We start from the raw sequence: 25,885 nt of genomic DNA, 5'->3' as shown, positions 1-25,885 counted from the left end.
TCCTTAACTTTCCAACCCTGCACAATAAAAATAAAAGGGTGATTTGATGAGTGTAATTAGCCGTTTCCCTGTTCCCGAAACCCTCGCCGAGCTTCCCGATGACTTGCAGCAGCGCATTTTGGCGGTGCAAGAAAAAGCCGGATTTATTCCTAATGTGTTCTTAATGTTGGCCCATCGTCCCGCTGAGTTTCGAGCGTTTTTTGCGTACCACGATGCTTTGATGGAGCGTCAGTCAGAGACGTTAAGTTTGGCTGAGCGTGAAATGATTGTGGTTGCCATGAGCGCACAGCATGAGTGCTTATATTGCGTTGTAGCCCATGGTGCCTTACTAAGAATTTATGCCAAAGACCCACTGATTGCTGATCAAGTGGCGATTAATTTTCGCACTGCACCTATTACTAAAAGACAACGGCTGATGTTGGATTTTGCCTACCATTTAGCCATTGAGTGTGGTGTACTCACGGATGACTGGTTGGTCAGTCTACAGGAGCAAAACTTTAGTATGGACGATATTTGGGATATTGGTGCAATAGCGTCATTTTTTGGGCTGTCTAACCGGTTGGTGTCCATGGCTGGTACGCCACCTAATCCTGAGTTCTATCTAATGGGTAGGATGCCACGCAAGACCTAAACTAGCGCATTGACTAGTGAATAAAAAAGTAGTCGTTAATAACAACAAGAGAGACTCTATTTATGCAAGCAGTAAAGAATAAAAAACCAGTATTTTTACTCAGCACCTTAGCCGCGGTAATGGCGATGCCGATGCTGGCGCAAGCGGCCTTGGTTGAGGACAGTAAGGCCTCAGTGCAGCTGCGTAACTTTTATATGAATCGTGACTTTCGGCAAGGAGATGGACAGTCAAAAGCTGAAGATTGGGGCCAAGGCTTTATATTTCGTTTGCAGTCGGGCTTTACCGAGGGAACAGTTGGTTTTGGGCTAGATGCTTTGGGTTTAGTGGGAATTAAACTGGATTCAGGCGGTGGTACGGGAGGCACGGGAGCGTTAGTGCGTAGCCGTCACAGCGGTAAGTCGGCCGATAGCCATGGCATCTTTGGGGTAACGGCAAAAGCCAAACTCTCTGATACAGTGCTGACTGTCGGCACCCACGAGCCTTTGCTGCCGATCGCTTTTCGTAACGATACCCGTTTGTTACCGCAAACCTTTCAAGGGGCGCAGTTAGTTTCTAAAGAGGTTGAAAACCTCACCTTGACCGCCGGACAGTTTCGCAAAACCAATCTACGCGACTCTACTAATAACCAAGATATGACGATGTTTGCTGATGGCTCTAAGGGTGGGGTAGAGTCCAATCGCTTTAATTATGCTGGAGCCAGCTATCAGTTTGTACCTGGCTTAACTGGGACTTATTTCTTTGCTCAGTTAAAAGATAATTATCGTCAGCATCATGTCAACGTGCAGTACCTGACCGACTTAACCAGTGATCTGAAGTTTAAAACAGATTTGCGTTACTTTAAGAGCACTGATCAAGGTAAGACCGATGTTGATAACCGTCTAGCTAGCGGTATGTTCTCCTTAGGTTATAAAGGCCATTGGTTTGGTTTAGGTTACCAAGACGCCAGCGGTAAAACCGGAACGCCCTTTATCGGTGGCGGTACTGATCCATGGACCATGAACACCTTAACCTATCACCACTTTTTACGCGCTAAAGAAGACTCATGGCAAGTCCGTTACGACTTTAACTTTGCTGAGGTCGGTATTCCTGGGTTAAACCTTATGGCGCGTTATGTACGGGGCGATAACTTCAAAATTGGTAATAACAACGCGAAAGAGTGGGAGCGCGATATTGATCTGGGCTACACCATTCAAAGCGGCCCATTAAAAGATGTCAGTCTGTTGGTGCGCAACGTGATGTATCGCGGTAGCCATACCACCAATATTGATGAAAACCGCGTAATTGTTAATTACACCGTTAATTTGTGGTAATACAAGCGCGCTAACAGCCTAGTGCGGGCTCGCTCGCACTAGGTTTAATACTTATAAATCAAATAATTACACGCACATTCGTGGGCTTTTTGCCGTTTGCAAAAGGCTAAACAATGCAGGCTAAGACTTTGTGCTTAAGGTGCTTGTAAAACGTTAAAAACGCTTGTTATCGTTAACGTAAAGGTCGAGGACCTAAAGCTAATAACCAACAACAATAATCAGGGTTAGAGGGCTGCACATGTCATCAGACATTATTTTACAAACCCGAGGCTTAACTAAAGAGTTTCGGGGCTTTACCGCGGTGAATAATGTGGATCTCAGTATTCAGCAGGGCCACATCCACGCACTGATTGGCCCCAATGGGGCGGGTAAGACCACATTTTTTAACCTATTGACCCATTTTTTGCCGCCGACCCGTGGTGAGATCATTTACCAAGGCCGCGCCATTACCGGCATGAAAGCGAATCAGATTGCTAAATTAGGCTTGGTCCGCTCGTTTCAGATTTCTGCGGTGTTTGGTGAGATGACGGTGCTGGAGAATGTGCGCGTTGCCTTACAGAGCAAGGTGGGTAATTCGTTTCATTTCTGGAAGTCAGAGCACAGCCTAAATCGCCTTAATGATCGCGCCATGGAGTTACTTGAGGAAGTGGATCTAGGTGGCTTTGCCGATACCGTGACCAATGAATTGTCTTATGGCCGCAAGCGTGCTTTAGAGCTGGCCACCACCATGGCATTAGATCCGGTGATGCTATTACTCGATGAGCCAACTCAAGGCATGGGCCATGAGGACGTGGACATGGTGGTAGATTTAGTACGCCGCGCCGCAGTAGGGCGCACCGTATTAATGGTTGAGCATAACTTGAGTGTGGTTAGCCGTTTGTGTGATCAGATTACAGTGTTGGCACGTGGCTCGGTCCTTGCCGAAGGCGACTACGCCACCGTTTCAGCCAATCCAGAAGTACGTGAGGCCTATCTAGGCAGTGATACCACGGGCACTGAAAACAATTCGGAGGTTAGCCCATGAGCCATCCTGCACGCCGTGAGCAATTACAAATTGAAGACCTGCATGCCTATTACGGTCAATCGCATATTTTGCATGGGGTGAATATGGTGGTGCGCCGGGGTGAGTTGGTCACTCTTTTAGGGCGCAATGGCGCAGGGCGCAGCACCACCTTACGGGCAATTATGAATATGGTCGGTAAGCGCAGTGGCTCGATCATGATTAACGGCACTGAAACCATGGGCATTGCTGCCCACTTAATTCCTCGACTGGGCGTTGGCTTTTGTCCTGAAGAGCGGGGGATTTTTGCCAGTTTGAATGTTGAAGAGAACTTATTGTTACCGCCAACGGTACGCAGTGGTGGTATGGGGTTGGATGAACTCTATGAAATGTTTCCGAACCTCTACGAGCGGCGCTTTAGTCAGGGGACGCGTCTGTCGGGAGGGGAGCAGCAAATGTTAGCTATGGCGCGCATTTTGCGCACCGGCGCCAATTTACTGTTACTGGATGAAATTACCGAGGGCTTAGCGCCAGTTATTGTGCAAAAACTAGGGGAGGTATTGGTTAAATTAAAAGAAAAAGGCTTAACCATTGTGCTGGTTGAGCAAAACTTTAGATTTGCAGCCCCCTTGGCAGATCGCCATTACTTAATGGAGCACGGCAAAATTATCGATGAAATCAGTGCAGCCGAGCTGCCCAGTAAACAGGAGTTTTTAAGTCAAAGCTTAGGGGTTTAAGCCCGATCCAAATCATTATCACTGAATGCGACAACAACAATAAAAGACGAAGGTGTTCTATGAAAGGTTTAGCAAAAGCAATTAGCGGTATTGTTGCCGCCGGTTTATTGTCCACCACTGCCCAGGCAGCCATTAGCGATAACGAGATCCGTATTGGTTACCTAGCCGATATGTCGGGTACCTACCGCGATCTATCAGGCCCGGGTGGCTTAGAAGCGGTAAAAATGGCAATTGAAGACTTTGGCGGTCAAGTGGATGGCAAAAAAATTGTGATCTTTAACGCCGATGACCTCAACAAGCCCGATGTGGGTGCCAATACGGTACGCCAGTGGATTGATGAAAAAAATGTCGATGTAATTACCGGCTTAGCGGCTACCTCGGTGGTGATGGCGGTCAACAAAGTCGTTGAGCAAGAAGATAAGTTGGCACTGATTTCTGCCTCGGCTTCCTCATCCTTGACCAACGAGTACTGCTCACCAAACCATATTCACTGGGTTTATGACACCTATGCATTGTCTAACGGCACCGCCCACGCAGTCCTTGAAGAAGGCGGCAAGAGCTGGTTTTTGTTAGCCGCTGACTACGCGTTTGGCCATTCCCTTGAACAAGATATCACTAAGGTAGTTGAATCTGAGGGCGGCACCGTGGTGGGTAAAGTACGTCATCCATTCCCGAGTAACGATTTCTCGTCGTATATCTTGCAAGCCCAAGGCTCAGGTGCTGAGGTAGTGGCCTTAGCTAACGCTGGCGCCGACTTAGTTAATGCCCTGCAAACCGCCAGTCAGTTTGGTTTAACCCAAGCGGGGCAAAAGCTAGCGGGAATGGTGGTGTTTTTAAATGATGTGCATTCCATGGGCTTAGAAGTGACCCAAGATCTCATGCTGACCACGGGTTGGTATTGGGATATGAACGATGAAACCCGCGCTTGGGCTAAACGCTATTACGACCGAGTTGGCCGTATGCCCAGTATGACCCACGCCGGAATGTACTCGTCCACTTTGCATTATTTAAATGCGGTGAAAGCCACCGGATCCGATGATACGCAAACCGTACGGGCCAAAATGATTGAAACCCCAATCAACGATATGTTTGCTAAAAACGGTCAGTTACGTGAAGACGGACGCATGGTGCACGACATGTACTTAGCGCAGGTGAAAAAGCCGTCGGAGTCTAAGTCGGAGTGGGATTTGTATAAAATCCTGCGCACCATTCCTGGCGATCAAGCCTATCGTCCGTTAGCCGATAGTCAGTGCAAATTGGTTAAACAGTAATCGAGCGGTAATTCAACTTTTTTGATTGATCAAGGCGCAACTGGGTCGCTGTCAGTTAGGCAGCGACCTTAAGGATTGGGTGAAAGCATGACCATGATATTTGGCATTCCCCTCAGTGTATTGCTTGGGCAACTGCTGTTGGGGTTAATTAATGGTGCTTTTTATGCACTGTTGAGTTTGGGCTTGGCCATTATTTTTGGCTTATTGCGAATTATTAACTTTGCCCATGGCGCACTCTATATGCTGGGCGCTTTTGCCAGCTTATTAAGTTTAAAGTACCTCGGTGTGAACTACTGGCTGGCGCTGTTTTTAGCCCCATTAATGGTTGGGCTAATTGGCATGGCGATTGAGCGAGGCTTGCTGCGCAAAATTGCCGGCGAAGACCATCTGTATGGGCTATTACTGACCTTTGGTCTGGCGCTGATTATTGAAGGCTTATTCGTTAAATTATTTGGTGTTTCGGGCAGTTCTTATCCGATGCCAGATGCACTAAAAGGCGGCTTTAATTTAGGTTTTATGTTCTTACCTAAATACCGTGCTTGGGTGATTGTAGCGGCAATCGCGGTGTGTTTAGTGACCTGGTACATGATCGAGCGAACGCGCTTAGGCTCTTATCTGCGGGCAGGTACGGAAAACCCCAAACTGATGCAAGCCTTTGGTATTAACGTGCCGTTATTAATCACCTTAACCTACGGCTATGGTGCGGCTTTGGCAGCTTTTGCTGGGGTATTAGCAGCACCGATTTATCCTGTGGCACCTGGCATGGGCGCTAACTTACTGATTGTGGTGTTTGCAGTGGTGGTGATTGGTGGTATGGGCTCGATTATGGGCGCAATTATCACCGGTTTAGGTATGGGCTTAATTGAAGGCTTAACTAAGGTGTTTTATCCGGAAGCAGCCAATACCGTGGTGTTCTTAGTGATGGTGCTGGTGCTCTTGATACGTCCAGCCGGCTTATTTGGTAAGGAGGCATAGTATGTCTGAAGTATTAAATCAGCCTGCACAGCAGCAACGGATTCGTGTCGAGCGCGAGCGTCAGCGTGCTGCTAGTCGGCGTAATAAACTGTTTTTTGCCGCCTTTGTGCTGCTGGCGTTGATTGCTCCCTTTGGCATTTATCCGGTGTTTTTAATGAAGTTATTGTGCTTTGCACTGTTTGCTTGTGCCTTTAACTTGCTGTTGGGCTATGCCGGTTTATTGTCTTTTGGCCATGCTGCGTTTTTAGCCACTGGCGGTTATATCACCGGATTTGTCTTGACTGAGTACTCGGGCTTAAGTACCGAGCTGGGGATTTTAGCCGGTACTGCGGCCTCGGCTGGACTGGGCTTGATCTTTGGCGTGTTGGCGATTCGTCGGCAAGGTATTTACTTTGCCATGATCACCTTAGCCTTGGCGCAGCTGGTGTTCTTTATGTATATGCAAGCTAACTTCACCGGCGGTGAGAACGGGCTGCAGGGGGTTCCGCGTGGTCAGTTGTTTGGGCTGATTGATCTGAAGAACAATCTGAATATGTACTATTTTGTGCTGGCGGTGTTTATTGGCGGCTTCTTGTTGATTCAGCGCACCATTCATTCGCCCTATGGCCAGGTGTTAAAAGCCATTCGTGAGAATGAGCCGCGGGCAGTGTCGTTGGGCTATAACGTGGATGCCCATAAATTGCTGGCGTTTGTGTTATCGGCGGCCCTAACGGGTTTAGCTGGGGCAACTAAAACCGTGGTGTTCCAGTTGGCGTCGTTAACGGATGCGCACTGGCATATGTCCGGTGAGGTGATTTTGATGACCTTGCTAGGCGGTGTGGGCACGGTGTTGGGGCCATTTGTGGGCGCCAGTATTGTAGTGACCTTACAAACCTATCTAAGTAGCGGGCCTTTAGGTGATTGGGTGCACGTGATTCTTGGGGTGATCTTTGTGGTCTGTGTCCTGATGTTCAGAGCGGGCTTAGTGGGCTGGATGAGTAAGCTGATCCGTAAAAACTTTAAGTAACTTTGGTGTCCTTGAGCCTTGAACTGGGGCAGCGCGGTGTGTGAACTAAGCTGCCCTGGTTCTTTTTTTACGTGCTAATCCTTAGCTGCACAAACGCCCGCTAAAGTGGTAAAGGAGGTGTCTTTGGCGGTGAGTAAAAAATCCTGCATAAAAGGGGTGTCTAGCATATCGCTACGAATGGCCGCATACAGGGTAGAGGTTAAGCCTTTGGCTCCAAGTTTAATCGCTTTTACATAGCCTTTGCTGCTGTACTCATGCAGCGCCCAATTAGGCAGGCAACACACGCCACGGCCACTGGCGACAAGTTGCATCATCATTACCGTAAGTTCTGAAGTGCGTATCGCTAGGGGCTCAATGTCGGCTTTATCTAAAAACTGGGTAAATATATCTAAGCGATCCCTATCAACCGGATAGGTAATTAGGGTTTGGTCGGCTAAATCATTTGGTTCAATAAAACTTTTTTGCGCCAGTGGGTGTTGGTTAGCCACGGCTAATAACGGCTCGTAGGTAAATAACGGAATATAACTTAAGCCGCTAATATCCATGGGGTCTGAGGTGACCACTAAATCCAGATCACCGCGAGCTAAAGCAGGCAGGGGAGCAAAAGAAAAGCCCGAGGCTAAATCTAACTCGACTTCAGGCCAAGCATTACGAAACTGGTCAATAGTAGGCATTAACCACTGAAAGCAGCTATGGCATTCAATCGCCATATGCAAGCGCCCCGCGGTACCACCAATTAAACGCGCCAGATCGCGCTCGGCCGCGCGCATTAAGGGCAATACTTCGTTGGCTAGTTTAAGCAAACGAAGACCAGCACTGGTAAAGCGCACCGGTTTGGTTTTACGGACAAATAAGCTGGTTTCTAGGCGTTCTTCTAATTCTTTAAATTGGTGGGAAAGGGCCGACTGGGTGAGGTGCAAACGCTCAGCCGCCTCGACCAAACTGCCAGCTTCTTTTAAGGCTTGAAGCGTTTTTAAATGACGGATTTCGAGCATGAGCATCCCTTAGGTAACAAGATGAGGAAAACTGATGAAGGTAAGAAATGAGTTTAGATTGCCTCATTATGCGCTAAGAAACAAAAATAGCTTTATTTTGGGGATAAAAGAAGTTTGCGTGGCTGCGTAAATTTTTGGTGTATATCCATGCGTATAGAATTTAAAAATAGACTGTGATACGACCTGAGGTATATAACGCTGAACGACCGCACGATTCACTCAATGACATGACGCCGTTAGAGTATTTAAATGCGGCATAAGCTCTCTACGAGATTGCTGTGTTATAAATGGGGTATTTACAAGATATTTATATATATGAAAATAGTTACTTGGAACTGTAATGGAGCTCTCAGACGGAAGCTTACAAATGCAGATAGCTTACAAGCAGATGTTTTGGTGGTTCAGGAATGTGAAGATCCTGCGTTATCGACTCCTGAATATAGAGACTGGGCTGGTTCATATCTGTGGGTAGGAGAATCAAAAAATCGTGGTATTGGCATTTTTCCTAGAAATGGTCATAGGGTTGAAAGATTAGATTGGAGCGGCAGTTTTTCTATCCCTAAATTGTTCAGCAAAAGTAAAGCACTGAGCTGGCGTACTGAAGAACTCCGATTGTTTCTCCCTTTCAGTATCAATAGAGATTTCACGGTGCTTGCTGTCTGGATGAAAGGGCGAAATGACGAAGTATTTGGGTATATAGGGCAACTCTGGAAATATCTTCAAATTCATCGCCAAGAACTTAGCCATAATAAAACTATTATTCTTGGCGACTTTAATAGCAGTACGCGTTGGGATAAGCCAGATCGGTGGTGGAATCATTCTGATGTAGTCAATGAGCTAAGCGAGATTGGTTTTGAAAGTCAGTATCATCGTGTCTTTAATGAAGAGCAGGGCGAAGAGACAAACCCAACATTTTTCTTGTATCGAAACCGAGAGAAAGCTCACCATATTGATTATATTTTTACTTCATCTGACTTTTCAGAAAGCTGTAATTTACAGGTCGGTTTTCATGAAGAATGGATTTCCATAAGTGACCATGTGCCGTTGACATTAATTATTAACAGCTAACAAACCACTTTTAGCGATTGGTTTTATGCCGTTTAGCGGCTTCAGACTGGCGCTTAATTTTGGCATAGACATTCAGGTCAATTGATATGCAACTAGCCATCACTATAGTCGATGCGTTTACCGATGCAGTATTTTCAGGCAATCCAGCGGCGGTGATTATTACCGAGCAGTGGCTGGCTGATGATTTAATGCAATCCATTGCAGCAGAAAATAACCTTTCAGAAACAGCGTTTGTGGTGCCAACGGGGGTGGGGTGTTACCAGATTCGTTGGTTTTCACCGTTAACCGAAATTGATTTTTGTGGGCATGCCACCTTAGCTTCCGCCTTTGTTTTGTTTAAGCAGCAACCTGAGTTAAGTGCACTCACTTTTTCTGCTCAGGCAGTGGGAGAGTTACTGGTTGAACAGACGGCTGCAGGCGACATTAAGATGAATTTTCCTAATACCAAGCCTGGCAAATTAGAAGTTATCCCTAAGCAACTAAGCGCGGGGCTGTCTATTGCACCCAAAGAAGTTTATTGCAACTCACAAGCTTATTTTGTGATTTATCCCACAGAGGCCGAGGTGTTAGCGGTCGAGCGCGACAATGCACAGCTCAAGCAATTAAAACCACTGGATGTAGTAGTTACCTGCCGCTCTGAATCAGCAGAGTACGATTTTATCTCAAGATACTTTTGGCCAGCTAATGGCGGGGATGAAGACCCAGTGACGGGATCAATCCATACTGGGTTAGCGCCATTGTGGGCTGAGCGCTTAGGCAAAAATGAACTGCTGGCTTATCAAGCCTCAGCGCGTGGCGGCGTGCTTAAGTGTTCGGTTATAGGGGATAGAGTGATTATTTCTGGTAGGGCGGTGCAGTATTTAAGTGGAACCATCAGCTTATAAGCATGAGACCTTTCTGATAGTTGCAAGCAGATGGGCAATACTTTAGTGTTTCAAACAGCTCAGCTGTTATCAGTTAGCCACTTACTTAAGTCATTTAAAGGACAGCACTAGGCGTTTATTACTTGCCATCTTTTTACCTTGGTTACAGTTTTTCACTATTGGCCGCCCCTTTGCAGGGATTATTTGTTTACTGCTGCAAATCACGGTAATTGGCTGGATTCCAGCCGCTATTTGGTCGGTTTATGCCTTAAGCCAATACAAAACAGATAAGAAAATTGAAAAAGCCTTAGGCTCGCGATAAATAGTCTCGCGATAAATCAGTGCGGTGATCTGGCTCAATAGCGACCCTTAATTAACCCAATAAGCTCTAGCTGCAGTACCGTTATCGAATCAATAAAAAGGACTATCAGTCGTAACAATTTTTAGAGGATGTTATGCATAAACTCGCATTAGCTTTAACATTGGCTGCTTGCTCACTGGCTACGGGAGTGCAGGCTGCGACGCAGCTGGCGACTGATCCTAAAGCCTTTATTCCCCAAGGTTATGTCGTGGTTGAAGAACTGACAGGGGATTTAAATAAAGATGGGCGGCCCGATTACGTATTTATGGTAAAGGGCACTGATCCGCGGCGGGTGATTGAGCATGAGTATCGTGGCACCTTAGATCGTAACCGACGCGGACTAGTGATTGTATTTAATCGAGCCCAAGGCTATGAGCTAGCCTTAACTAATCCCGAAGTCTTTGCATCGGAAAATGAAGATGGCGGTGTATATTTTGCACCTGATTTAGAGCTAGCGATAAAGCGCGGTAATCTCTATGCCACCTATAGCCATGGGCGCTATGGCAATTGGACCTATAATTTTCGCCATCAAAATAACGACTTTGAGTTGATTGGCTTTGATGTTTACTCTACGCGCGGACCCACCGTGCTTTCTGAAATAAGCATTAATTTCTCCACGAGAAAAATGCTGGAAAAAGAAAACATTCACCAAAATGAAGAAGAGTTAGAGCCGGTGTTTAAGGATACCTGGACAAACTTTAGTTTCCCTCAGCTGATCCGCTTAAGCGAGATTAAGGATATTGAAGAGCTGAATATATTAGATAAGGTCAAAGGCTATTAATACTCGCCTTTGACCCCAGCGTACCTGGCTAGTTAATTTGCCATAGTACAGCGCAATTACTCATCGCTCTGGTTAAGTATTAACTGCTCTAGCAGTTGCTGATTGCTAACGGCCGTTCCCCAAGTATCTGTATGCACCAACTGGGTTAAAGGCAGGCGCGAGCGCCAGCCTTTACTGGCAAGTTCAGGTTGATCGAGAAATTCACTGACATAGCCTAAACACAGATAAGCCAAAGGGTAGACCGATTCTGGCAGTTGTAAAATAGTAGCCAGCTGCTGTGGATCTAAAATACTAACCCAACCCACGCCAATGCCCTCGGCACGGGCCGCTAGCCACAGATTTTGCACCGCTAAGCAACTGCTAAACAGATCCATCTCCATCACCGAGTTGCGTCCTAAGACATGGGGGCCGCCTCGGCTGCGATCACAGGTAATACACAGGTTAATCGGGCTATCAAGAATCCCTTGCAGCTTTAAGCTTTGATAGTGTTGTCGACGCTCGCCTTGATAATTAGCGGCTGCTTTAGCATTTTCCTGATTAAAGCTAGCCAAGACTTGCTGGCGAATGGCAGGGCTTTCAATTACCACAAAATCCCACGGCTGCATAAAACCAACCGAAGGTGCGTGGTGCGCCGCCTTAAGTAAACGCGCTAAAACTGAAGGAGGAATTGGATCGGCTAAAAACTGCGAGCGCACATCACGGCGCTCATAGATGGCGCGATAGACCCCAGCTAATTGCTCGGCAGTAAAGGGGCGATTAACCTCAGACATGCAGGAGTCCTTGCGGGTTAAGGTTTAAGACTTGATACAACCACTGGGTATCTAAGTGCTGATCAATCAGATCGGCTAAGCGATCTAATTCCTTTAAACGATGTTGCTGATAATCCACGGCGGCTCCCGGTTGGCTTAAACCGGCCCAGTCTAACAAAGCCTCTGCCACCTGCGGCTGTTCAAATAAACCGTGCACTGCACAGCCCGCTACTTGCTGATCTAAACTGAGGACGCCCTCGGCTTGGCCATTCAGCTGTAACAGCGGTGTATCCAATGCGCTACCCTGCAGACTGCCTTGCATTAGGCGATACCCGCTGCAGGCTAATCCTGCATGCTGGGGTAAGCAGAGGTTGCCCTGCACGCTTTCTAGGCTGGTGATACGGGCAAGCTGCGTATGCAAAGCGACTAAGCCTAAGCCCGGTTCGGTCTGTGGTTGGCTTGCTGCGCCATAACTAAGGGATTGGCCTAGGAGCGGAAAACTGCTGCCTAAAGCCAAGAGCTTGCCGCCATAGCGCAGGTGCCGCTGAATGGCCGTTAGCCAACTGTGTTGCTTAAGCCAAGCTAAGGTAGCGATCGGGTTTTGGCTGCCGGGCACAATGATTAAATCCGCAGCAGGTATTTCGGCTGGGTGATGGCTAAAGCATACATCCAGCGCTGGGTGTAAGCGCAGGGGATCGAACTCATTGTGTTGGGTCATGCGTGGCACTAAAGGAATCAGCACCTTAAATGTGGCCTTAGCAGAGTGCTGGCTGCTGGCTAATCCGTCTTCAGCATCCAATAACAAATTGGTTAAGTAGGGCAGCACGCCAATGACCGGCTTATGGGTATGTTGGCTTAGCCAGTCTAAGCCTGGCTGTAAGAGAGCGAGATCACCACGAAAACGGTTAATCAGTAAGCCTTGGGTACGTGCTTGTTCGCTGGGGCTAAGTAGCGCTAACGTACCAACCAATTGTGCCAATACGCCGCCCCGATCAATATCGCCGACCAATAATACTGGGCAGTCGGCGGCTTCGGCAAAGCCCATATTGGCAATATCATGGTGGCGTAAATTAATTTCGGCGGGACTGCCAGCACCTTCGGCAATAATCACCTGATAGCGCTCACTCAATGCCTGCCAAGCCACCATCACCGATTGCATGGCATGGGCTTTATAGGCGTGATAATCCACCGCATTTAGCTGGGCATAGTGTCGCCCGCGAATCAGCACCTCAGCTCCACAATCGGTATGCGGCTTGAGCAAGACTGGATTCATATCACTGTGCGGCTCGATCCCACAGGCGAGCGCCTGTAATGCTGTCGAGCGCGCAATTTCACCGCCATCACAGGTAGGGGCGCTATTGAGCGCCATATTTTGCGGTTTAAACGGCGCTACCGAAATTCCTTGACGAGCTAACCAACGGCACAGGGCTGCGACCACTGTAGTTTTGCCCGCATCCGAGGTGGTGCCTTGCACCATCAGTGTGGTCATTTACAGCTCAATCCCTTTTTGCGCCTTAATTCCTTGGTCTTTAAACGCATGCTTGAGGGCGCGCATATCGGTCACGGTATCTGCTAACTCGATCAGCTCGGGTGGCGCATTACGGCCGGTAACAATCACATGCTGCATAGCTGGGCGCGCTTGCAGATCATCCAGCACGCGATCAAGATCCAGATACTGATATTTCAGGGCGATATTTAGCTCATCAAGCAGTAGTAAATCGTAACTTGGGTCTTGCAGCATCTTGGCTACCACGTCCCAAGCTGCGCTGGCGGCGGCCATATCTTGTTCGCGATCTTGGGTATCCCAGGTATAGCCTTGGCCCATCACATGGTAATCGACATTGGCTAACTGACTAAAAAAAGCCTGCTCGCCTGTACTAAAAGCCCCTTTAATAAATTGTACGATGCCTACTTTCATGCCATGGCCCAGCGCTCTGGCGACCATACCAAAGCCCGAGCTACTTTTGCCTTTGCCTGGCCCTGTTAAGACCAAGAGAATGCCTTGTTCTTTTTGCGCTTGGGCAATCCGTTGCTGCATAATTTTTTGTTTAATCGCCATACGTTGTGCATGGCGTTCAGGGTTGCTGTTACGAGACATGGACTGCTCCTTTGGGTCACGCAGGCCAGGTAGTTAGGCCAGCGGAATAAATACGTGATGGCCTTCTACCAAGGTTGAGGTTAAAGGCTGTTGATAGAGTTCGGTTAAGGTGTCGACCTGTAACAGCTGCTGGCTCTCGCCCCAGCGGGCTCTGCCATCGGGATACAGTAACAACACATGGCTGCACCAGCGCGCGGCTAAGTTAAGATCATGCAGACACATAATCACCGTTTTGCCGGAGTGCGCTTGGGCGGTTAATAAGCGCATCACCTGCACTTGATGCTGTAAATCTAGGTGATTCGTTGGCTCATCGAGCAGCCAAATAGCAGGGTTTTGCGTCATTAGTGTAGCAATTGCGACCCGTTGCCGCTCACCGCCAGATAAACTGCTGAGCAAACGAGGCGCTAATGGTTGGCAGTCTAGGGCAGCTAGTGCCTGCTGTGCCAGTTGCAGATCAAGTGCTTGTTCTTGTTGCCAAGGCGCCAGCCATGGGTGCCGGCCCATCAGCGCAGTTTCTAAGACAGTGGCGGGAAAGCTGTCTTGGCGCTCTTGAAACACCAAACCTAATTGCTGTGCTATTTGCTTACGTGATAACTGCTTAAGGGGTTGCTGCTGCAGCAGAATCTGGCCGCTGTGGGTTGCCTTTAAACCGGCTAAGGTATGCAGCAAGGTGGTTTTGCCAACGCCGTTAGGACCTAAAATGCCCCAGCTTTGACCCGCAGCAAAGTTTAGGTCTAGGGCGGTGCCAGCAGGGCGTGGCAAATCTAGCTGTAGCTCAACGCAGGCTAAAGCACTCATTAACGACTCCGGTGCAAGAGATACAAAAAAGTCGGCACGCCCAGTAAGGCAGTAATAACGCCGACCGGTAATTGCTCGGGGGCAATCACGGTGCGCGCCAAGGTATCGGCCAGGACTAATAGGCTGCCGCCAGCAAGGGCGCTGGCTGGTAAAATTAAGCGCTGGTCATTGCCCAACACTAAACGCAGCATATGCGGCACGATCAGTCCGACAAAACCAATGCTGCCAGCGGTGGTCACGGCGGTGGCGGTGAGTAGGCTGGCGATGAGATAAATACTCCATTCCAAGGGGCGAACGGCTACGCCTAAGGCGGCGGCTTGTAAGGGACCGCGTGCCAACACATTAAGATTGCGTGCTAGCGGTAAAATCAGCAGGCTGGCCACTGCCAGTACGCCTAAGGCCGGCCAAGGGGAGCGCGCATAAGAGACATCGCCCATTAACCAATACAGCATGCCGGGTAATTTGTAGGAGGGGGTCAAGGCTAAGATCAGGGTAATCACTGCTCCCCAGCCGGCGGCCACCACCACCCCGGTCAGCAGCAAGCGCGAGGCGGTCCAACTGCCGCTACCTTGGGCAAGGCCAAACACCAATAACATCGCTAGCATCGCACCAGTAAAAGCCAGGCCTGAAATTAAGACTGCGCCTAGTCCAGCCAGCATAGCCAATAATGCACCAACCGCAGCGCCACCAGATAAGCCCAGTACATAAGGATCGGCTAAGGGATTACGCAGTAAAATTTGCATTAACGCCCCGGCCACGGCCAATAAGCCTCCGGTGGCAAACGCCGCGAGGGCACGAGGCAGACGTAACTCCCAGAGCAAGGTCTGATGCAGTGGATTACCTTGCCCTTGTAACGCTAGCCATAACGCATCTGGATTAATAGTCACGCTGCCAATGGCGAGGGCTAAACCGAGGGCAAGCAGGGCAAGGCAGCCCAGTACTAAAAGCGTGCGTAGCATCGGCTAGTGTCCCTTGGCTGAGTGGGTGGGAGCATGGGTTTTGCTACGCACCTGATCTAATTGCTGACAAATATCGCGGGCTGCCTCTAACAAGCGGGGAGTGGGGCGAGAAATTGGCGAGGCCGGGGTATATAACAGATTATGCTCAGCAACCGCGCGTAGTTTAGGGTAGCGCTGCCAATGATCCAGTTGGTTGGCCGGCAGTTGCTCAACGGCGCCGGTAATAATCACCTGTGGGTTTTTCTCCAGCACTGCTTCTGGACTAATGCGTGGCACTAGGCGCGGCTGATCGGCAAATAGATTCTCACCGCCACAGAGCTTTAATACCTTGCCAATTAGGTGCTGATTATTGATGGTCATTAAGGGCGTTTCCCAGACTTGATAAAACACACTAACCGGCGTAGCTGCTTGATACTGCTCTGCTAGTTGCTGCATGGCTTGGCGAAAGCGCTCGGCTTCAGCAAAACCTGCGGGTTCGGTCCCAGCTAATACCGACAGGCGTTCAATGGCGCTGGACACCCCTTCAAAGGTACGCGGCTCAATACTAAAAATAGGTAGGCCCAGAGCTTGCAGGCGACTGATTTGCGCCGGCGGGTTACCGCTTACCCAGGTGATAATTAAATCAGGCTGTAGGGCTAGCAAGGCTTCAAGATCAATCCGCGTATGATTGCCAACCAACGGCAGTTTTTGTGCGGCTGGCGGATAGTCGCTGTGATTAACGCCAGCAATTACCGAGTCGCCTGCACCCGCAGCAAACATTAACTCGGTGGCGCCCGGAGAGAGGGTGGCTATGCGTTGGGCAGGAGCAGTTAAACACAGCGTTTGCTGGGCATCGTCGGTTACGCAACGCTCAGCCGCGATCACCAGCAGCGAATTTGAGCCAAACAGACTCAGCAAACAACAGCGAAACAGTAAAGACAGCCAGCGCATAGGAACTCCGCAGTATGGGGCAGCAAGGTAGCTGCATCACTGCGCAGGTTAAGACGGGCGGCAGGGGCTGGTTGGCCAGTAGCAAACTGGCTGCTAAACGCAGGCGTGCCACCGCGACTGCCCACCGCAGCGTTTGGTGTGTTAACAGGCCGGTCTCCGGACTACTAAAGCGAGGCTTAGTTACCGTTGCGGGGGCAGTGCTGGATTTGCACCAGCTTCCCAGTTTCATTGCCCAACACCGAATTTAGGCAACACCTGAAAACCTGGCGCAGGCTAACAAGGGCACTGGCGAGGGTCAATCGTTAATTTGCTGAGTAGTCGGCCAGCGCCTTGGCTAAGCGCTGCCAGTCCGAGGTAGTTGCAGGCAGACCAAAGCGGACTAACTGCTGCTGACCAAACTGTCGCACTAAAACCCCTTGGGCAGCCAAGGCATCGGCTAAGTGCTGTGGTTGTGGGCAGTGAATGGTTTGAAATAGCGCGCAGCCCCCGAGTACGGAATGGCCATGTTGTTGCAGTAACTGCCGTAAGCGCTGGCTGTCTTTAGCAAGGAGTTGGCGCATCTGCTGTTGCCAGCGCTGATCAGACAAGGCGCGCGCCATTAAATAACGGCTGGGGCCGCTGAGCGTCCAAGGGCCGAGCAGTGAAGGCAGTTCGGCTAAAATAGCTGGGTCACCGACAATGGCACCAGCGCGCACGCCAGCAAGCCCATAAAATTTACCTAGCGAGCGTAAAATCAGCAGTCCCGTAGCATCAGCCTGTGGGCATAGGCTGTGTTCGGGCGTGGCATCGATAAACGCCTCATCGACAATCAGCCAGCCATTGCGTTGTTGTAAGCATTGTAACCAGTGTAATAAACGCTGGGTGGGTACGCGTTGTCCGGTTGGGTTATTGGGATTAATCCAAATTAAGACATCCAGTTGCTCAAGCCAGGTCGTCTCCTCTGCCGCCTCTGCGCTAAACAGCGCATTATCTAGCCACACAATTGTGTGGCCGGCTTGTTGCCATTGCCAGGCATGTTCTTGATAGCCGATGCGCGGTACGCCTACTCGGCAGCGGGGCCGCAGGCGGGGTAAATTCATGATGGCTGCCTGACTACCCGCTAAGAGTTCACAGCCTGCTGCTTGCGGTAGCTGCAGCTGCTGGCGCACCAGCGCTGCGAGTCCATCATCGGCTTCAGGTAAACGCTGCCAGATTGCGCCAGGAATCTTAGGGACTGGCCAACCATGGGGATTAATTCCAGTGGAAAGATCCAGCCAGTGTTCGCGGGCAATGCCCCAGCGTGTAGCTGCAGCATTGAGGCTGCCGCCGTGTTTGAGCAACATCTTAGCTCCCTCCCAGTGTACTCAGCAGGCATAGGCCAGCAAGGACTGCCAGCCACAGCCAAGTGCCGCGCCGGATCAAGGTAATGGCCGCATAAATGCTGGCCGCGCTGGCTGGCTGTTGAGTGCCTAACCATGGGCGCTGCTTGATGCCTCCGAAGTAAGGGGCTGGACCGCCTAGCCGAACTTGCAGCGCTCCCGCACCGCTGGCCATGACCGGGCCAGCATTTGGACTATCCCACTGTTTGGCTTGTTGTTGCCAGCAGTGCCAAGCGCTGCGCCGCTGACCAAGCAGGCAATAGGTGAGGGCCGTTAGGCGAGCCGGGAGCCAGCCAAGTAGATCATCAAGGCGTGCTGCGCAGCGGCCAAAGTATAAAAAGCGTGGCGTACGGTAACCCCACATCGCATCTAGGGTGTTGACTAGGCGGTGCAGCACCACTCCAGGCGCCCCAGCGACAATAAACCAAAACAAGCTAGCAAAGACGGCATCGGCGCCATTTTCTAAGATTGACTCGGTGGCTGCGGCGGCCACTGCCGGTTGATCTAGCGCGCTGGTTTGACGACTGACAATACGGCTAACTTGCTGCTGGGCTTGGGCCAGATCATTATTTTGTAAAGGCACAGCAACGGCAAGGCCATGCTCACGCAAACTGCGTAAAGCAATAGCCAACCAAAGGATCAGCGAGTTGAGTGCCATTAGCCAGAACCCACTGAGCTGCGCACTTAGAAAAATTAATCCGGCCAGTACCGGTAAGGTGAGCAGGAGTAGCGCTATACCGCCGCGTATTAGACGCTGCTTGGCAGAGTAACGCTCAAGATTAAGGCGGGTCTCAAGGGCTTGTGCAAGGCGGCCAAAACCCACCAGCGGGTGCCACTTTTTCGGCTCGCCTAACAGTAGATCAAGCAGCAGCGCTATAGCGCAGGTGAGAAAAATCGCAAACACAGCGGCCACTATCCTAGTTCACTCAGTGGTAAAAGAGCTAAATCCTACCTGATTCGGCTGTTGTGCGCTGAAATAGATACGAAATCCCCATGTGCCTAACTGCTGTTGGATTCTTTTGGGTTGAATAATTTTATTATAAATCAAATGGTTAGTGGGTATCTTTGAACTAATACAGCGCTTGCCCCTCCATACAACTGGTGATTTAGAGAAACTAGGTGGGTAGTGAATGAACAAGCGTTGGATGGTAGGGTTAGGTATGGGCTTAGGTTTATTAAGTATGCAGGCCCAAGCAGAGTTAGTGGATACCTTAGGCGAACTTACCGGCTACCACATTGTTGAGCGTAAGCAAATTAAAGGCTGGGTAGATGCCGATGGCAGCCAAGACAGCGCCTTTAAAGGCTGTAAAAAAGGCCGCACCATCTTGTTTGAAGATGGCCAGAGCCTCACTTGCAGCAGCTATGGTTATTTATATGCTTATCGACCACAAGCAGTGATTTTGAGCCGAGAGCTAAAGCTAGATGATCAAACACTGCACAGTGAATACAAGATGGTGGTGGGTGATGAATTGTTTAGCATGCAGCGCTAAACCCAGCTAGGGTACACTGCGCGATTTTAGCCGAGCGAGCAGTTGTTATGTGCGCATTACCAATGGTTATCCTTTGTCCTGCCCAGCATTTACCGTTGGAGTTATTGCTGCTGGCCGACCCCGAGCCTAAGCAAATTCAGCGTTATTTACCCGCCTGCCAAGGCATTAGTTTGCAGCTAGAACAGCAACTGCTGGGGGCTGCCTTAGTTCAGCCCATGGGCGACAGTAAGTATGAAATCATGGCGATTGCTGTACAGCCTGAGGCTCAGCAGCAAGGTTATGGCAGTTTATTATTGCGCTGGCTGCTGGATTACTATCGCCAGCAAGGAGCACAGCAGCTCGCAGTGGCTACCGGTTGCTTTGGTTATCAGCTTGGCTTTTACCAGCGTCAGGGGTTTAGGGTTGAACAAATTAGAAAAAACTTTTTTCTTGAACACTATGCCGAGCCTGTGTTTGAGCAGGGCATCCAGCACTTTGATCAGCTGTATTTGGTCTGTCAATTGCAGTGAAACACAATAGCAAAAAGTGGTAAAGAAGCGGCTAATTTGCAGTAAAAACGTCAATTTTCGAAAAATGTTATAATCATCAGTTGATTAACTGATGGAGAAAGTTTTGACTAATAAAAAAATTGCAATTTTAGGTGCCGGTCCTAGTGGATTAGCTCAGTTACGTGCCTTTGAAGCGGCGCGTTTAGTCGGTGTAAAAAATCTTCCAGAAATTATCTGCTATGAAAAGCAAAACGATATTGGTGGCATGTGGAATTACACCTGGCGTACGGGGTTAGACCGTAATGGTGAGCCAGTGCATGGCAGTATGTATCGTTATCTGTGGTCAAATGGTCCCAAAGAATGTTTAGAGTTTGCTGACTATTCGTTTGAAGAACACTTTGGCGAGCCAATTCCTTCCTACCCACCGCGGGAAGTGTTGAAAGACTACATCATGGGGCGGATTAACCAACAAGAGATCCGTAAGTACATCCGTTTTGAGTGTCCTGTACGCTGGGTGACCTTTGATGAGGACACAAAAAAGTTTACCGTCACCGTGATGAACCATAAAACCGGCGAGCAAGAAACCGATGAGTTTGATTATGTGGTGGTAGCGACAGGGCATTTTTCAACCCCAAATATGCCGTACTTTGAAGGTTTAGAAGAGTTTACTGGGCGGGTGATGCATGCCCATGATTTTCGTGACGCCTTAGAGTTTAAAGGCCAAGATATTCTATTGGTCGGTGGCAGTTTTTCTGCCGAAGATATTGGTACTCAGTGCTATAAATACGGCGCTAACTCGATCACCATTAGTTATCGCAGCAAGCCACTGGGTTATGCGTGGCCAGAATCAATTAAAGAAGTACCGCTAATTACACGCTTTGAAGATGATATTGCCTACTTTGCAGATGGAACCAGCCAGCGCTTTGATGCAGTGATTATGTGCACGGGCTATATGTTTCATTTCCCGTTTTTGCCGGATGAGTTACGCTTACAAACCCATAACTGTTTGTATCCTGCTAACTTATATAAGGGTATTTTCTGGCAGCCCAATCCCCAGCTAATTTATCTGGGTATGCAGGATCAATACTTCACCTTTAATATGTTTGACGCCCAAGCGTGGTATGCGCGCGATGTAATGCTAGGTAAGTTGCCTTTACCAGCGCTTGCTGAGCGTGAAGCAGACGAGCAAAAGTGGCTAGCGGAGTTTGAGCAGTTACAAAATGCCGATCAAGAAATTGATTTTCAGGCTAAATACATTCGTGATCTGACGCAACCTACTGATTATCCAGAATTTGCGGTAGAAAAGCAGGCCGAGATTTTTAAACAGTGGCAGCAGGATAAAAAGCACAACATTATGGGCTTTCGTGAAAAATCCTATCGCTCAACTTTAACCAATACCTTAGCCCCAGAGCTACCACAGCCGTGGCTAGAGATTTTGGATGACTCCCTAGAGCATTTTTTAAATCTGACCCTAACTAAGCCGCAAAAGCGTGCCAGTAATGGCTAAAGATAAAATAATAGTCTGATTTCACTTAGCTAAAATAAAGCCCCAATAGCGATCCGCTGTTGGGGCTTTTTTGTGTAGTGTTAAAAACTTACTTGGCTGCAGTGACTGCAGAGGTGTCGACACTGATGCCTTGCTCGTTAAAAACTTGCTGGGCGACGGTTAGTGCATTAATTACGCTGGGAAAACCCACGTAAGGAATCAGGTGCATAATGCAGCCCACAATTTCTTCGCCAGTTAAGCCAACGCTTAAGCCGGTTTTAATGTGCATCGCAATTTGTGGTTTGCCTTGTGCCACAAGCGCGGTAATAGTGGTCAAGACCTTTTGTTTATTATCTAGCCCAGGGCGCGAGTAAATGCCACCGAAGGCGTACTCGACCACATAATTTTTCAGATCGGGGGCAATATCACTAAAGGCCTCACCAATATCCATAAAGCCAGTAGGATCATCATCTGGTGAATTGGTCAGCTCTTGAATCTTACGGATGCCTTTTTGGTACAGGTCATGGGACATAGGTTAGTTTCCTTTTTAATGAAATGACGATAGGTTAAGGGCAAGGTACCTAAATTAGTCGGCATTTTGTAGTCATCGAGTAAAAGCAGCGGCGTTGTGACTGGATAATTTTACTCAGAGCTTTACTATTTGCGATTATTTCACGCTTAAGGCAGTTACTAGGTGGGTTGATGTCGATTATTTTTATACTGCACGCACTCTTAGTGCTGTCGTTTACCCTGCGGATTTTATTACGTGATGATCTGCAGCCCTCGGGGCGTCTGGCCTGGTTTATTGTGCTGAACGTGCTGCCGTACTTGGGGAGTATGATTTACTTTCTATTTGGTGAGGTGGATATTGGTAAGCATGCAAAAAAGCGTCACGATCAAATTTTTGCCGAAATTCAGCGTAAAGCTGCGGCTTTTATGGGCCAGCCAGAACAGGTAGAACAACTGGTTGAGCGGGTGTATCGCCCAGCCTTTCACTATGCCGGCTCAATTAATGGTTTTCATACCCAAGGCGGAAACCGAGCGCACTTATTTAGTGATAGCGCTGCGACCTTGCAGCAAATGATTGCCGATATTGATGCCGCCACTGATCACGTGCATGTGTTGTATTACATCTGGTTAAATGATCATACCGGCACCGCAATTGCGGAAGCGTTAATGCGCGCGGCGCGGCGTGGCGTCAAGTGCCGCGCACTGGCTGATGGCATGGGCTCACGGGCGTTAATTGGCTCAGGCTTATGGTGGCAGATGCAGCAAGCTGGAGTGCAAGCAGTAGTGGCGTTGCCCTATAGCAACTTAGTGCGCACCTTATTTGCCAGCCGGATTGATCTGCGCAATCACCGTAAAATCACCGTGATTGATTGCAAGATTACCTATTGTGGTAGCCAAAATGCGGCAGACCCTGAATTTTTAGTGAAACAGCAATACGGGCCGTGGGTGGATATTATGTTGCGCTTTGAAGGGCCGATAGTGGCGCAAAATCAGTTGTTATTTGCCAGTGATTGGATGCAGGCCACCCAAGAGCCCTTAGAGTTGATTCCTTTGCAAGCTACCCATTACGAATCAGGTTTTGCGGCGCAGGTGATGGGCAGCGGCCCCACCGAACGGCGCGGTGCCACGCCGCAGCTGTTTACTAATTTGTTTGCCAGTGCCGAGCGCAGCATCATTTTATCCACTCCCTACTTTGTGCCCGATACCACCACGATTGAAGCCTTATGTGCAGCAGCGCATCGTGGGGTTAAGGTTAAACTGATTTTTCCCAAGCAAAATGACAGCTGGATTGTTGCTGCTGCCAGTCGCAGTTATTACCACCGCTTACTAGACGCTGGGTGTTTAATTTACGAGCATGGGCCAGGGTTACTGCACGCCAAAACATTAACTGTGGATGATAAGGTCAGTTTAATTGGTTCGTCTAACTTGGATTTACGTAGTTTTGACTTGAACTATGAGAACAATATCTTGCTCTATGATGCACCGCTCACCCAAGCCATTGAACAGCGTCAGCTAGCCTATATAGCAGATTCAGAGCCAGTGGCGCTGGAGCAAGTATTAAGTTGGAGCTATAAGCGGCGGGTATGGCATAACGTGATTGCCACTATTGGTCCGGTGTTATAAGCGCAGCTATTTTGGCAAAAATGCTTAGCAGTGGTGGGCGATAGGTATACCCTAATAGGATACGCGTGACTGCATGAGTGGTAACTGCAGAAGAAGCGAATCAAAACAGGTGAGATGTATGCAGAAATTTCCCAAAGATATCTATACCGAACCCCAGCCAGACAGCGACACCTTAGCCAACCTTGGTCCTTTACGTGCTATGGCCGGTATTTGGCAAGGCCAATTGGGGATGGATGTAAGTCCCAAAGCACAAGGCGCCGAGCATCAAGCATTTATTGAGCAAATCGAGTTACAGCCAATTGATGGGCAAACCAATGGCCCACAACTGTATTACGGCCTGCGCTATCACACTCGTATTTTTAAACCCGATGACAACCAAACCTTCCATGATCAGGTGGGCTATTGGTTGTGGGAACCGGCTAGCGGCAGCATTATTCAAACCTTAACCATTCCCCGTGGGCAAACCGCGATGGCGGTAGGGCAAACCCATGCGCAGGCGCGAGAGTTTCGTTTAGAGGCGGTGCGCGGCTCGTTAACCAATGGAATTTCTTCTAATCCATTTTTAGAGCATGCCTTTCGGACTGAGCGCTATGTAATTGAAGTACAAACCCATGCTGATGGCAGCTGGTCTTACCGTCAAGAAACGACCTTGATTATTCCTGGACAAGCCGAGCCTTTTGCCCATACGGATCATAATCACTTGTATAAAATTGCTGAGCCGAGCTTAAATCCAACCGCTTATGCGGCGCAGCAAGCGGCGACAGAGACCGGAGGTTAACCATGTATTACGGTGAGCGCTTTAATGCCATCAGTCATTGTGTCGGGGCGGTGCTGGCGCTGATTGGTTGTGTATGTTTGGTGATTAGTAGTGCCTGGCAGGGCGCAGTGAAAGAAATAGTCAGTGCCAGTGTTTATGGTGGCAGCTTAGTGACTCTCTACACCACTTCAACGCTGTATCACTCGGTCAGTGGGCGGCTGAAACAGATTTTTCAAAAACTGGATCACTGTGCGATTTATCTGTTAATTGCCGGTAGTTACACCCCCTTTACCTTGATTACCTTAGAAGGAGCCTGGGGCTGGACCTTGTTTGGGATTAACTGGAGCCTTGCTGTGATCGGCATTATTCAAGAGTTCTGGTTAGGAAAGCGAACCCGCGTGCTATCGCTCATTATTTATTTAGTAATGGGCTGGTTAATTGTGATTGCTTTAAAACCTTTGGTTGCAGCCATGCCCGTGGCGGGTTTAGCGTGGCTAGTGGCCGGCGGAGTGACCTATAGTTTGGGGGTGGTTTTCTTTGTTCTAGATGAAAAAATTCAGCATGGACATGGCATTTGGCACTTATTTGTTTTAGCCGGCAGCATCATGCAGTTTATTAGCATCTTTATTTATGTGCTCTAGTGGCTTTATTGTGCAGCTAACTAAGTAGCGGCAGCCAGGGAAACAGCAGCACCTGTTGCTGGAGGTAGGGTTGTGGGTAGCGAGCCAATAGCTGCTGAAACAACAGCAGCACCTGAGGTAGTGTTTGCTGTTGCTGCTGAAAGGCGCTCAGCGCTGTATCAAGCTGTTGTGTCTCGCTGGCTGTGAGTTGCTTTAAGTAACCTTTAATATGCAGCAGTGCGTTATATTCACGCCCCCGTTGGGCGGGTAAAGCCAAGGCTTGTAGCAGCTGGTGAATATAGTGTGCTAAAAACTCCCCGCTCAGTGGTTGTTTAGCGGCCATTGCCAGTTGTTGGCCAAGCCGTTTATAGCAGGCAGGATCCCGCGCCATCAGCAGATATTTGTAGCAGCTATGAAAGTGATAGAGCGCTGCAGGTTGCAGTGGTTGTTGGATTAATTGTTGCCATTGGTAATAACACTGTACCCGATAGAAAAAGTGCAGTTGTAACTCTGGCTGCGCTAGCTGTTGTTGCTCAATCATTGGCAGTAAAGGCAGGTGTTTTTGTAGGCAACGGATAAAAAATCCAGGTTGCGCAGACAGTTGGCCTTGAGGATAAAAGATGGTGCTAGAGTTGAGAGCGCAAGAAGGCGATTTTTGCATCAATACATAGCCGGCCACCGCGTGCTGTTGAAGCTGTTGGGCCACCTGCTGCGCATAGTGCTGAAGGGCTACGCCATGGCTAATGCTGGGGGGCTGGACGTTGACTACATCTAAGGCGGTAATGGCCTTGGCGCTAGGTTGTTGCTGTTGAATCGGTGGACGTGGCGTGCCTAACCCGATGGCCATTTCTGGGCAAAGAGGCAACCACTCAACCCATGGCTGCAAGTGTTCCATACACAGCGCACTGTATTTATGCGCCGCGTTATAGCGCACCTTAGCGCCAGTTAAGCAGCTGCTAATGGCTAACCGAATCCGTGGGGTGAGAGGCTGAGCCGGCATCACAATGGCCTAGTTGGTAAG

General features: G+C 49.1%; 27 protein-coding genes, 1 pseudogene and 1 riboswitch. Of the genes and pseudogenes, 17 read left to right on the top strand and 11 right to left on the bottom strand.

The features are described 5' to 3' along the window. Nucleotides 1-46 precede the first annotated feature (46 nt). The 7 genes from AC2T15_RS07890 (at nucleotide 47) to AC2T15_RS07860 (ending at nucleotide 6,930) form a co-directional block, all read left to right on the top strand. On the top strand, nucleotides 47-631 hold the full coding sequence (locus AC2T15_RS07890; RefSeq protein WP_053099868.1) for a peroxidase-related enzyme: 585 nt from the start codon (nucleotides 47-49) through the stop codon (nucleotides 629-631). Nucleotides 632-693: 62 nt separating this feature from the next. Continuing rightward, complete coding sequence (locus AC2T15_RS07885) at nucleotides 694-1,941, top strand: OprD family porin (protein ID WP_486777981.1); 1,248 nt, start codon at nucleotides 694-696, stop codon at nucleotides 1,939-1,941. A 238-nt stretch (nucleotides 1,942-2,179) separates the two neighbouring features. Beyond that, nucleotides 2,180-2,965: an ABC transporter ATP-binding protein gene (locus tag AC2T15_RS07880; protein WP_053099867.1), complete on the top strand. Its 786-nt coding sequence runs from the start codon at nucleotides 2,180-2,182 to the stop codon at nucleotides 2,963-2,965. Then, on the top strand, nucleotides 2,962-3,678 hold the full coding sequence (locus tag AC2T15_RS07875) for an ABC transporter ATP-binding protein (RefSeq protein ID WP_053099866.1): 717 nt from the start codon (nucleotides 2,962-2,964) through the stop codon (nucleotides 3,676-3,678). Before AC2T15_RS07880 ends, AC2T15_RS07875 begins: the two co-directional genes overlap by 4 nt. 59 nt (nucleotides 3,679-3,737) lie before the next feature. After that, nucleotides 3,738-4,949, top strand: coding sequence for an ABC transporter substrate-binding protein (locus AC2T15_RS07870; protein ID WP_486777980.1), 1,212 nt, complete (start codon nucleotides 3,738-3,740; stop codon nucleotides 4,947-4,949). 87 nt (nucleotides 4,950-5,036) lie between these two features. Next, nucleotides 5,037-5,924, top strand: a complete 888-nt coding sequence (locus AC2T15_RS07865) for a branched-chain amino acid ABC transporter permease (protein ID WP_053099864.1) — start codon at nucleotides 5,037-5,039, stop codon at nucleotides 5,922-5,924. 1 nt (nucleotide 5,925) lies between these two features. Next, nucleotides 5,926-6,930: a branched-chain amino acid ABC transporter permease gene (locus AC2T15_RS07860; RefSeq protein ID WP_486777979.1), complete on the top strand. Its 1,005-nt coding sequence runs from the start codon at nucleotides 5,926-5,928 to the stop codon at nucleotides 6,928-6,930. A 74-nt stretch (nucleotides 6,931-7,004) separates the two neighbouring features. On the opposite strand, the gene metR is transcribed toward AC2T15_RS07860, so the two are convergent. Next, nucleotides 7,005-7,925 carry a transcriptional regulator MetR gene (metR, locus tag AC2T15_RS07855; protein ID WP_486777978.1) on the bottom strand — a complete coding sequence of 307 codons (921 nt, stop codon included), beginning with the start codon at nucleotides 7,923-7,925 and terminating at the stop codon, nucleotides 7,005-7,007. 315 nt (nucleotides 7,926-8,240) lie between these two features. Here metR and AC2T15_RS07850 point away from each other — a divergent pair, with 315 nt between their 5' ends. The 4 genes and pseudogenes from AC2T15_RS07850 (at nucleotide 8,241) to AC2T15_RS07835 (ending at nucleotide 10,998) form a co-directional block, all read left to right on the top strand. Continuing rightward, nucleotides 8,241-8,993 carry an endonuclease/exonuclease/phosphatase family protein gene (locus tag AC2T15_RS07850; protein ID WP_053103625.1) on the top strand — a complete coding sequence of 251 codons (753 nt, stop codon included), beginning with the start codon at nucleotides 8,241-8,243 and terminating at the stop codon, nucleotides 8,991-8,993. A gap of 86 nt (nucleotides 8,994-9,079) precedes the next feature. Beyond that, nucleotides 9,080-9,877, top strand: coding sequence for a PhzF family phenazine biosynthesis protein (locus AC2T15_RS07845; protein WP_286596338.1), 798 nt, complete (start codon nucleotides 9,080-9,082; stop codon nucleotides 9,875-9,877). A 124-nt stretch (nucleotides 9,878-10,001) separates the two neighbouring features. Beyond that, nucleotides 10,002-10,178: pseudogene (locus AC2T15_RS07840) on the top strand (YqaE/Pmp3 family membrane protein); the annotation flags it as partial. A gap of 133 nt (nucleotides 10,179-10,311) precedes the next feature. Further along, nucleotides 10,312-10,998 (top strand): hypothetical protein, encoded by a 687-nt coding sequence (locus AC2T15_RS07835; RefSeq protein ID WP_486777977.1) that lies wholly within the window; start codon nucleotides 10,312-10,314, stop codon nucleotides 10,996-10,998. A 56-nt stretch (nucleotides 10,999-11,054) separates the two neighbouring features. Here the strand turns inward: AC2T15_RS07835 and bluB are convergent, their stop codons facing one another. From bluB to cbiB, 8 genes are all read right to left on the bottom strand, one after another. After that, nucleotides 11,055-11,768: a 5,6-dimethylbenzimidazole synthase gene (bluB, locus tag AC2T15_RS07830; RefSeq protein ID WP_486777976.1), complete on the bottom strand. Its 714-nt coding sequence runs from the start codon at nucleotides 11,766-11,768 to the stop codon at nucleotides 11,055-11,057. Continuing rightward, a complete protein-coding gene (locus AC2T15_RS07825; protein ID WP_486777975.1) occupies nucleotides 11,761-13,236 on the bottom strand; it encodes a cobyric acid synthase in 1,476 nt (491 codons plus the stop codon). Before AC2T15_RS07825 ends, bluB begins: the two co-directional genes overlap by 8 nt. Next, nucleotides 13,237-13,845, bottom strand: a complete 609-nt coding sequence (cobO, locus tag AC2T15_RS07820) for a cob(I)yrinic acid a,c-diamide adenosyltransferase (RefSeq protein ID WP_053099857.1) — start codon at nucleotides 13,843-13,845, stop codon at nucleotides 13,237-13,239. 33 nt (nucleotides 13,846-13,878) lie between these two features. Beyond that, the gene (locus AC2T15_RS07815) at nucleotides 13,879-14,643 is read right to left on the bottom strand and encodes an ABC transporter ATP-binding protein (protein ID WP_486777974.1); all 765 of its coding nucleotides are present in this window, start codon (nucleotides 14,641-14,643) and stop codon (nucleotides 13,879-13,881) included. After that, nucleotides 14,643-15,602 carry a FecCD family ABC transporter permease gene (locus AC2T15_RS07810; RefSeq protein ID WP_286596340.1) on the bottom strand — a complete coding sequence of 320 codons (960 nt, stop codon included), beginning with the start codon at nucleotides 15,600-15,602 and terminating at the stop codon, nucleotides 14,643-14,645. Before AC2T15_RS07810 ends, AC2T15_RS07815 begins: the two co-directional genes overlap by 1 nt. 3 nt (nucleotides 15,603-15,605) lie before the next feature. Continuing rightward, a complete protein-coding gene (locus AC2T15_RS07805; protein ID WP_486777973.1) occupies nucleotides 15,606-16,532 on the bottom strand; it encodes a cobalamin-binding protein in 927 nt (308 codons plus the stop codon). A 130-nt stretch (nucleotides 16,533-16,662) separates the two neighbouring features. Beyond that, nucleotides 16,663-16,806: riboswitch (cobalamin riboswitch) on the bottom strand. Between the two features lie 28 nt (nucleotides 16,807-16,834). After that, on the bottom strand, nucleotides 16,835-17,854 hold the full coding sequence (gene cobD, locus AC2T15_RS07800; protein ID WP_486777972.1) for a threonine-phosphate decarboxylase CobD: 1,020 nt from the start codon (nucleotides 17,852-17,854) through the stop codon (nucleotides 16,835-16,837). A gap of 1 nt (nucleotide 17,855) precedes the next feature. After that, a complete protein-coding gene (gene cbiB / locus AC2T15_RS07795) occupies nucleotides 17,856-18,803 on the bottom strand; it encodes an adenosylcobinamide-phosphate synthase CbiB (protein WP_486777971.1) in 948 nt (315 codons plus the stop codon). A gap of 217 nt (nucleotides 18,804-19,020) precedes the next feature. Here cbiB and AC2T15_RS07790 point away from each other — a divergent pair, with 217 nt between their 5' ends. The 3 genes from AC2T15_RS07790 (at nucleotide 19,021) to AC2T15_RS07780 (ending at nucleotide 21,375) form a co-directional block, all read left to right on the top strand. Further along, nucleotides 19,021-19,380, top strand: a complete 360-nt coding sequence (locus tag AC2T15_RS07790; protein WP_486777970.1) for a hypothetical protein — start codon at nucleotides 19,021-19,023, stop codon at nucleotides 19,378-19,380. A 47-nt stretch (nucleotides 19,381-19,427) separates the two neighbouring features. Further along, complete coding sequence (locus AC2T15_RS07785) at nucleotides 19,428-19,889, top strand: GNAT family N-acetyltransferase (protein WP_486777969.1); 462 nt, start codon at nucleotides 19,428-19,430, stop codon at nucleotides 19,887-19,889. A 103-nt stretch (nucleotides 19,890-19,992) separates the two neighbouring features. Further along, entirely contained in the window at nucleotides 19,993-21,375 is a 1,383-nt protein-coding gene (locus AC2T15_RS07780; protein ID WP_486777968.1) for an NAD(P)-binding domain-containing protein, read from the top strand. Nucleotides 21,376-21,463: 88 nt separating this feature from the next. Here AC2T15_RS07780 and AC2T15_RS07775 read toward each other — a convergent pair whose 3' ends face one another. Next, complete coding sequence (locus AC2T15_RS07775) at nucleotides 21,464-21,886, bottom strand: carboxymuconolactone decarboxylase family protein (RefSeq protein ID WP_053107917.1); 423 nt, start codon at nucleotides 21,884-21,886, stop codon at nucleotides 21,464-21,466. Nucleotides 21,887-22,056: 170 nt separating this feature from the next. On the opposite strand from AC2T15_RS07775, the gene cls reads away from it, so the two are divergent. The 3 genes from cls to trhA all read left to right on the top strand — a co-directional run bounded on the left by cls (nucleotide 22,057) and on the right by trhA (nucleotide 24,885). Further along, complete coding sequence (gene cls, locus AC2T15_RS07770) at nucleotides 22,057-23,487, top strand: cardiolipin synthase (protein WP_486777967.1); 1,431 nt, start codon at nucleotides 22,057-22,059, stop codon at nucleotides 23,485-23,487. Between the two features lie 118 nt (nucleotides 23,488-23,605). Continuing rightward, complete coding sequence (locus tag AC2T15_RS07765) at nucleotides 23,606-24,265, top strand: FABP family protein (protein ID WP_486777966.1); 660 nt, start codon at nucleotides 23,606-23,608, stop codon at nucleotides 24,263-24,265. Nucleotides 24,266-24,267: 2 nt separating this feature from the next. Beyond that, on the top strand, nucleotides 24,268-24,885 hold the full coding sequence (gene trhA / locus AC2T15_RS07760; protein ID WP_486777965.1) for a PAQR family membrane homeostasis protein TrhA: 618 nt from the start codon (nucleotides 24,268-24,270) through the stop codon (nucleotides 24,883-24,885). 16 nt (nucleotides 24,886-24,901) lie between these two features. Here the strand turns inward: trhA and AC2T15_RS07755 are convergent, their stop codons facing one another. Next, complete coding sequence (locus tag AC2T15_RS07755) at nucleotides 24,902-25,864, bottom strand: DUF523 and DUF1722 domain-containing protein (protein WP_486777964.1); 963 nt, start codon at nucleotides 25,862-25,864, stop codon at nucleotides 24,902-24,904. Between the last annotated feature and the right edge of the window lie 21 nt (nucleotides 25,865-25,885).

The sequence above is a fragment of the Thiopseudomonas sp. SA1F2-1K genome, assembly GCF_057443035.1.
This window is presented reverse-complemented; position numbering and strand designations above follow the sequence as displayed.

Coding starts and splice junctions, on each gene's coding strand:
- AC2T15_RS07890 (WP_053099868.1), top strand. CDS start 47: ATGAGTGTAATTAGCCGTTTCCCTGTTCCCGAAACCCTCGCCGAGCTT.
- AC2T15_RS07885 (WP_486777981.1), top strand. CDS start 694: ATGCAAGCAGTAAAGAATAAAAAACCAGTATTTTTACTCAGCACCTTA.
- AC2T15_RS07880 (WP_053099867.1), top strand. CDS start 2,180: ATGTCATCAGACATTATTTTACAAACCCGAGGCTTAACTAAAGAGTTT.
- AC2T15_RS07875 (WP_053099866.1), top strand. CDS start 2,962: ATGAGCCATCCTGCACGCCGTGAGCAATTACAAATTGAAGACCTGCAT.
- AC2T15_RS07870 (WP_486777980.1), top strand. CDS start 3,738: ATGAAAGGTTTAGCAAAAGCAATTAGCGGTATTGTTGCCGCCGGTTTA.
- AC2T15_RS07865 (WP_053099864.1), top strand. CDS start 5,037: ATGACCATGATATTTGGCATTCCCCTCAGTGTATTGCTTGGGCAACTG.
- AC2T15_RS07860 (WP_486777979.1), top strand. CDS start 5,926: ATGTCTGAAGTATTAAATCAGCCTGCACAGCAGCAACGGATTCGTGTC.
- metR (WP_486777978.1), bottom strand. CDS start 7,925: ATGCTCGAAATCCGTCATTTAAAAACGCTTCAAGCCTTAAAAGAAGCT.
- AC2T15_RS07850 (WP_053103625.1), top strand. CDS start 8,241: ATGAAAATAGTTACTTGGAACTGTAATGGAGCTCTCAGACGGAAGCTT.
- AC2T15_RS07845 (WP_286596338.1), top strand. CDS start 9,080: ATGCAACTAGCCATCACTATAGTCGATGCGTTTACCGATGCAGTATTT.
- AC2T15_RS07835 (WP_486777977.1), top strand. CDS start 10,312: ATGCATAAACTCGCATTAGCTTTAACATTGGCTGCTTGCTCACTGGCT.
- bluB (WP_486777976.1), bottom strand. CDS start 11,768: ATGTCTGAGGTTAATCGCCCCTTTACTGCCGAGCAATTAGCTGGGGTC.
- AC2T15_RS07825 (WP_486777975.1), bottom strand. CDS start 13,236: ATGACCACACTGATGGTGCAAGGCACCACCTCGGATGCGGGCAAAACT.
- cobO (WP_053099857.1), bottom strand. CDS start 13,845: ATGTCTCGTAACAGCAACCCTGAACGCCATGCACAACGTATGGCGATT.
- AC2T15_RS07815 (WP_486777974.1), bottom strand. CDS start 14,643: ATGAGTGCTTTAGCCTGCGTTGAGCTACAGCTAGATTTGCCACGCCCT.
- AC2T15_RS07810 (WP_286596340.1), bottom strand. CDS start 15,602: ATGCTACGCACGCTTTTAGTACTGGGCTGCCTTGCCCTGCTTGCCCTC.
- AC2T15_RS07805 (WP_486777973.1), bottom strand. CDS start 16,532: ATGCGCTGGCTGTCTTTACTGTTTCGCTGTTGTTTGCTGAGTCTGTTT.
- cobD (WP_486777972.1), bottom strand. CDS start 17,854: ATGTTGCTCAAACACGGCGGCAGCCTCAATGCTGCAGCTACACGCTGG.
- AC2T15_RS07790 (WP_486777970.1), top strand. CDS start 19,021: ATGAACAAGCGTTGGATGGTAGGGTTAGGTATGGGCTTAGGTTTATTA.
- AC2T15_RS07785 (WP_486777969.1), top strand. CDS start 19,428: ATGTGCGCATTACCAATGGTTATCCTTTGTCCTGCCCAGCATTTACCG.
- AC2T15_RS07775 (WP_053107917.1), bottom strand. CDS start 21,886: ATGTCCCATGACCTGTACCAAAAAGGCATCCGTAAGATTCAAGAGCTG.
- cls (WP_486777967.1), top strand. CDS start 22,057: ATGTCGATTATTTTTATACTGCACGCACTCTTAGTGCTGTCGTTTACC.
- AC2T15_RS07765 (WP_486777966.1), top strand. CDS start 23,606: ATGCAGAAATTTCCCAAAGATATCTATACCGAACCCCAGCCAGACAGC.
- trhA (WP_486777965.1), top strand. CDS start 24,268: ATGTATTACGGTGAGCGCTTTAATGCCATCAGTCATTGTGTCGGGGCG.
- AC2T15_RS07755 (WP_486777964.1), bottom strand. CDS start 25,864: ATGCCGGCTCAGCCTCTCACCCCACGGATTCGGTTAGCCATTAGCAGC.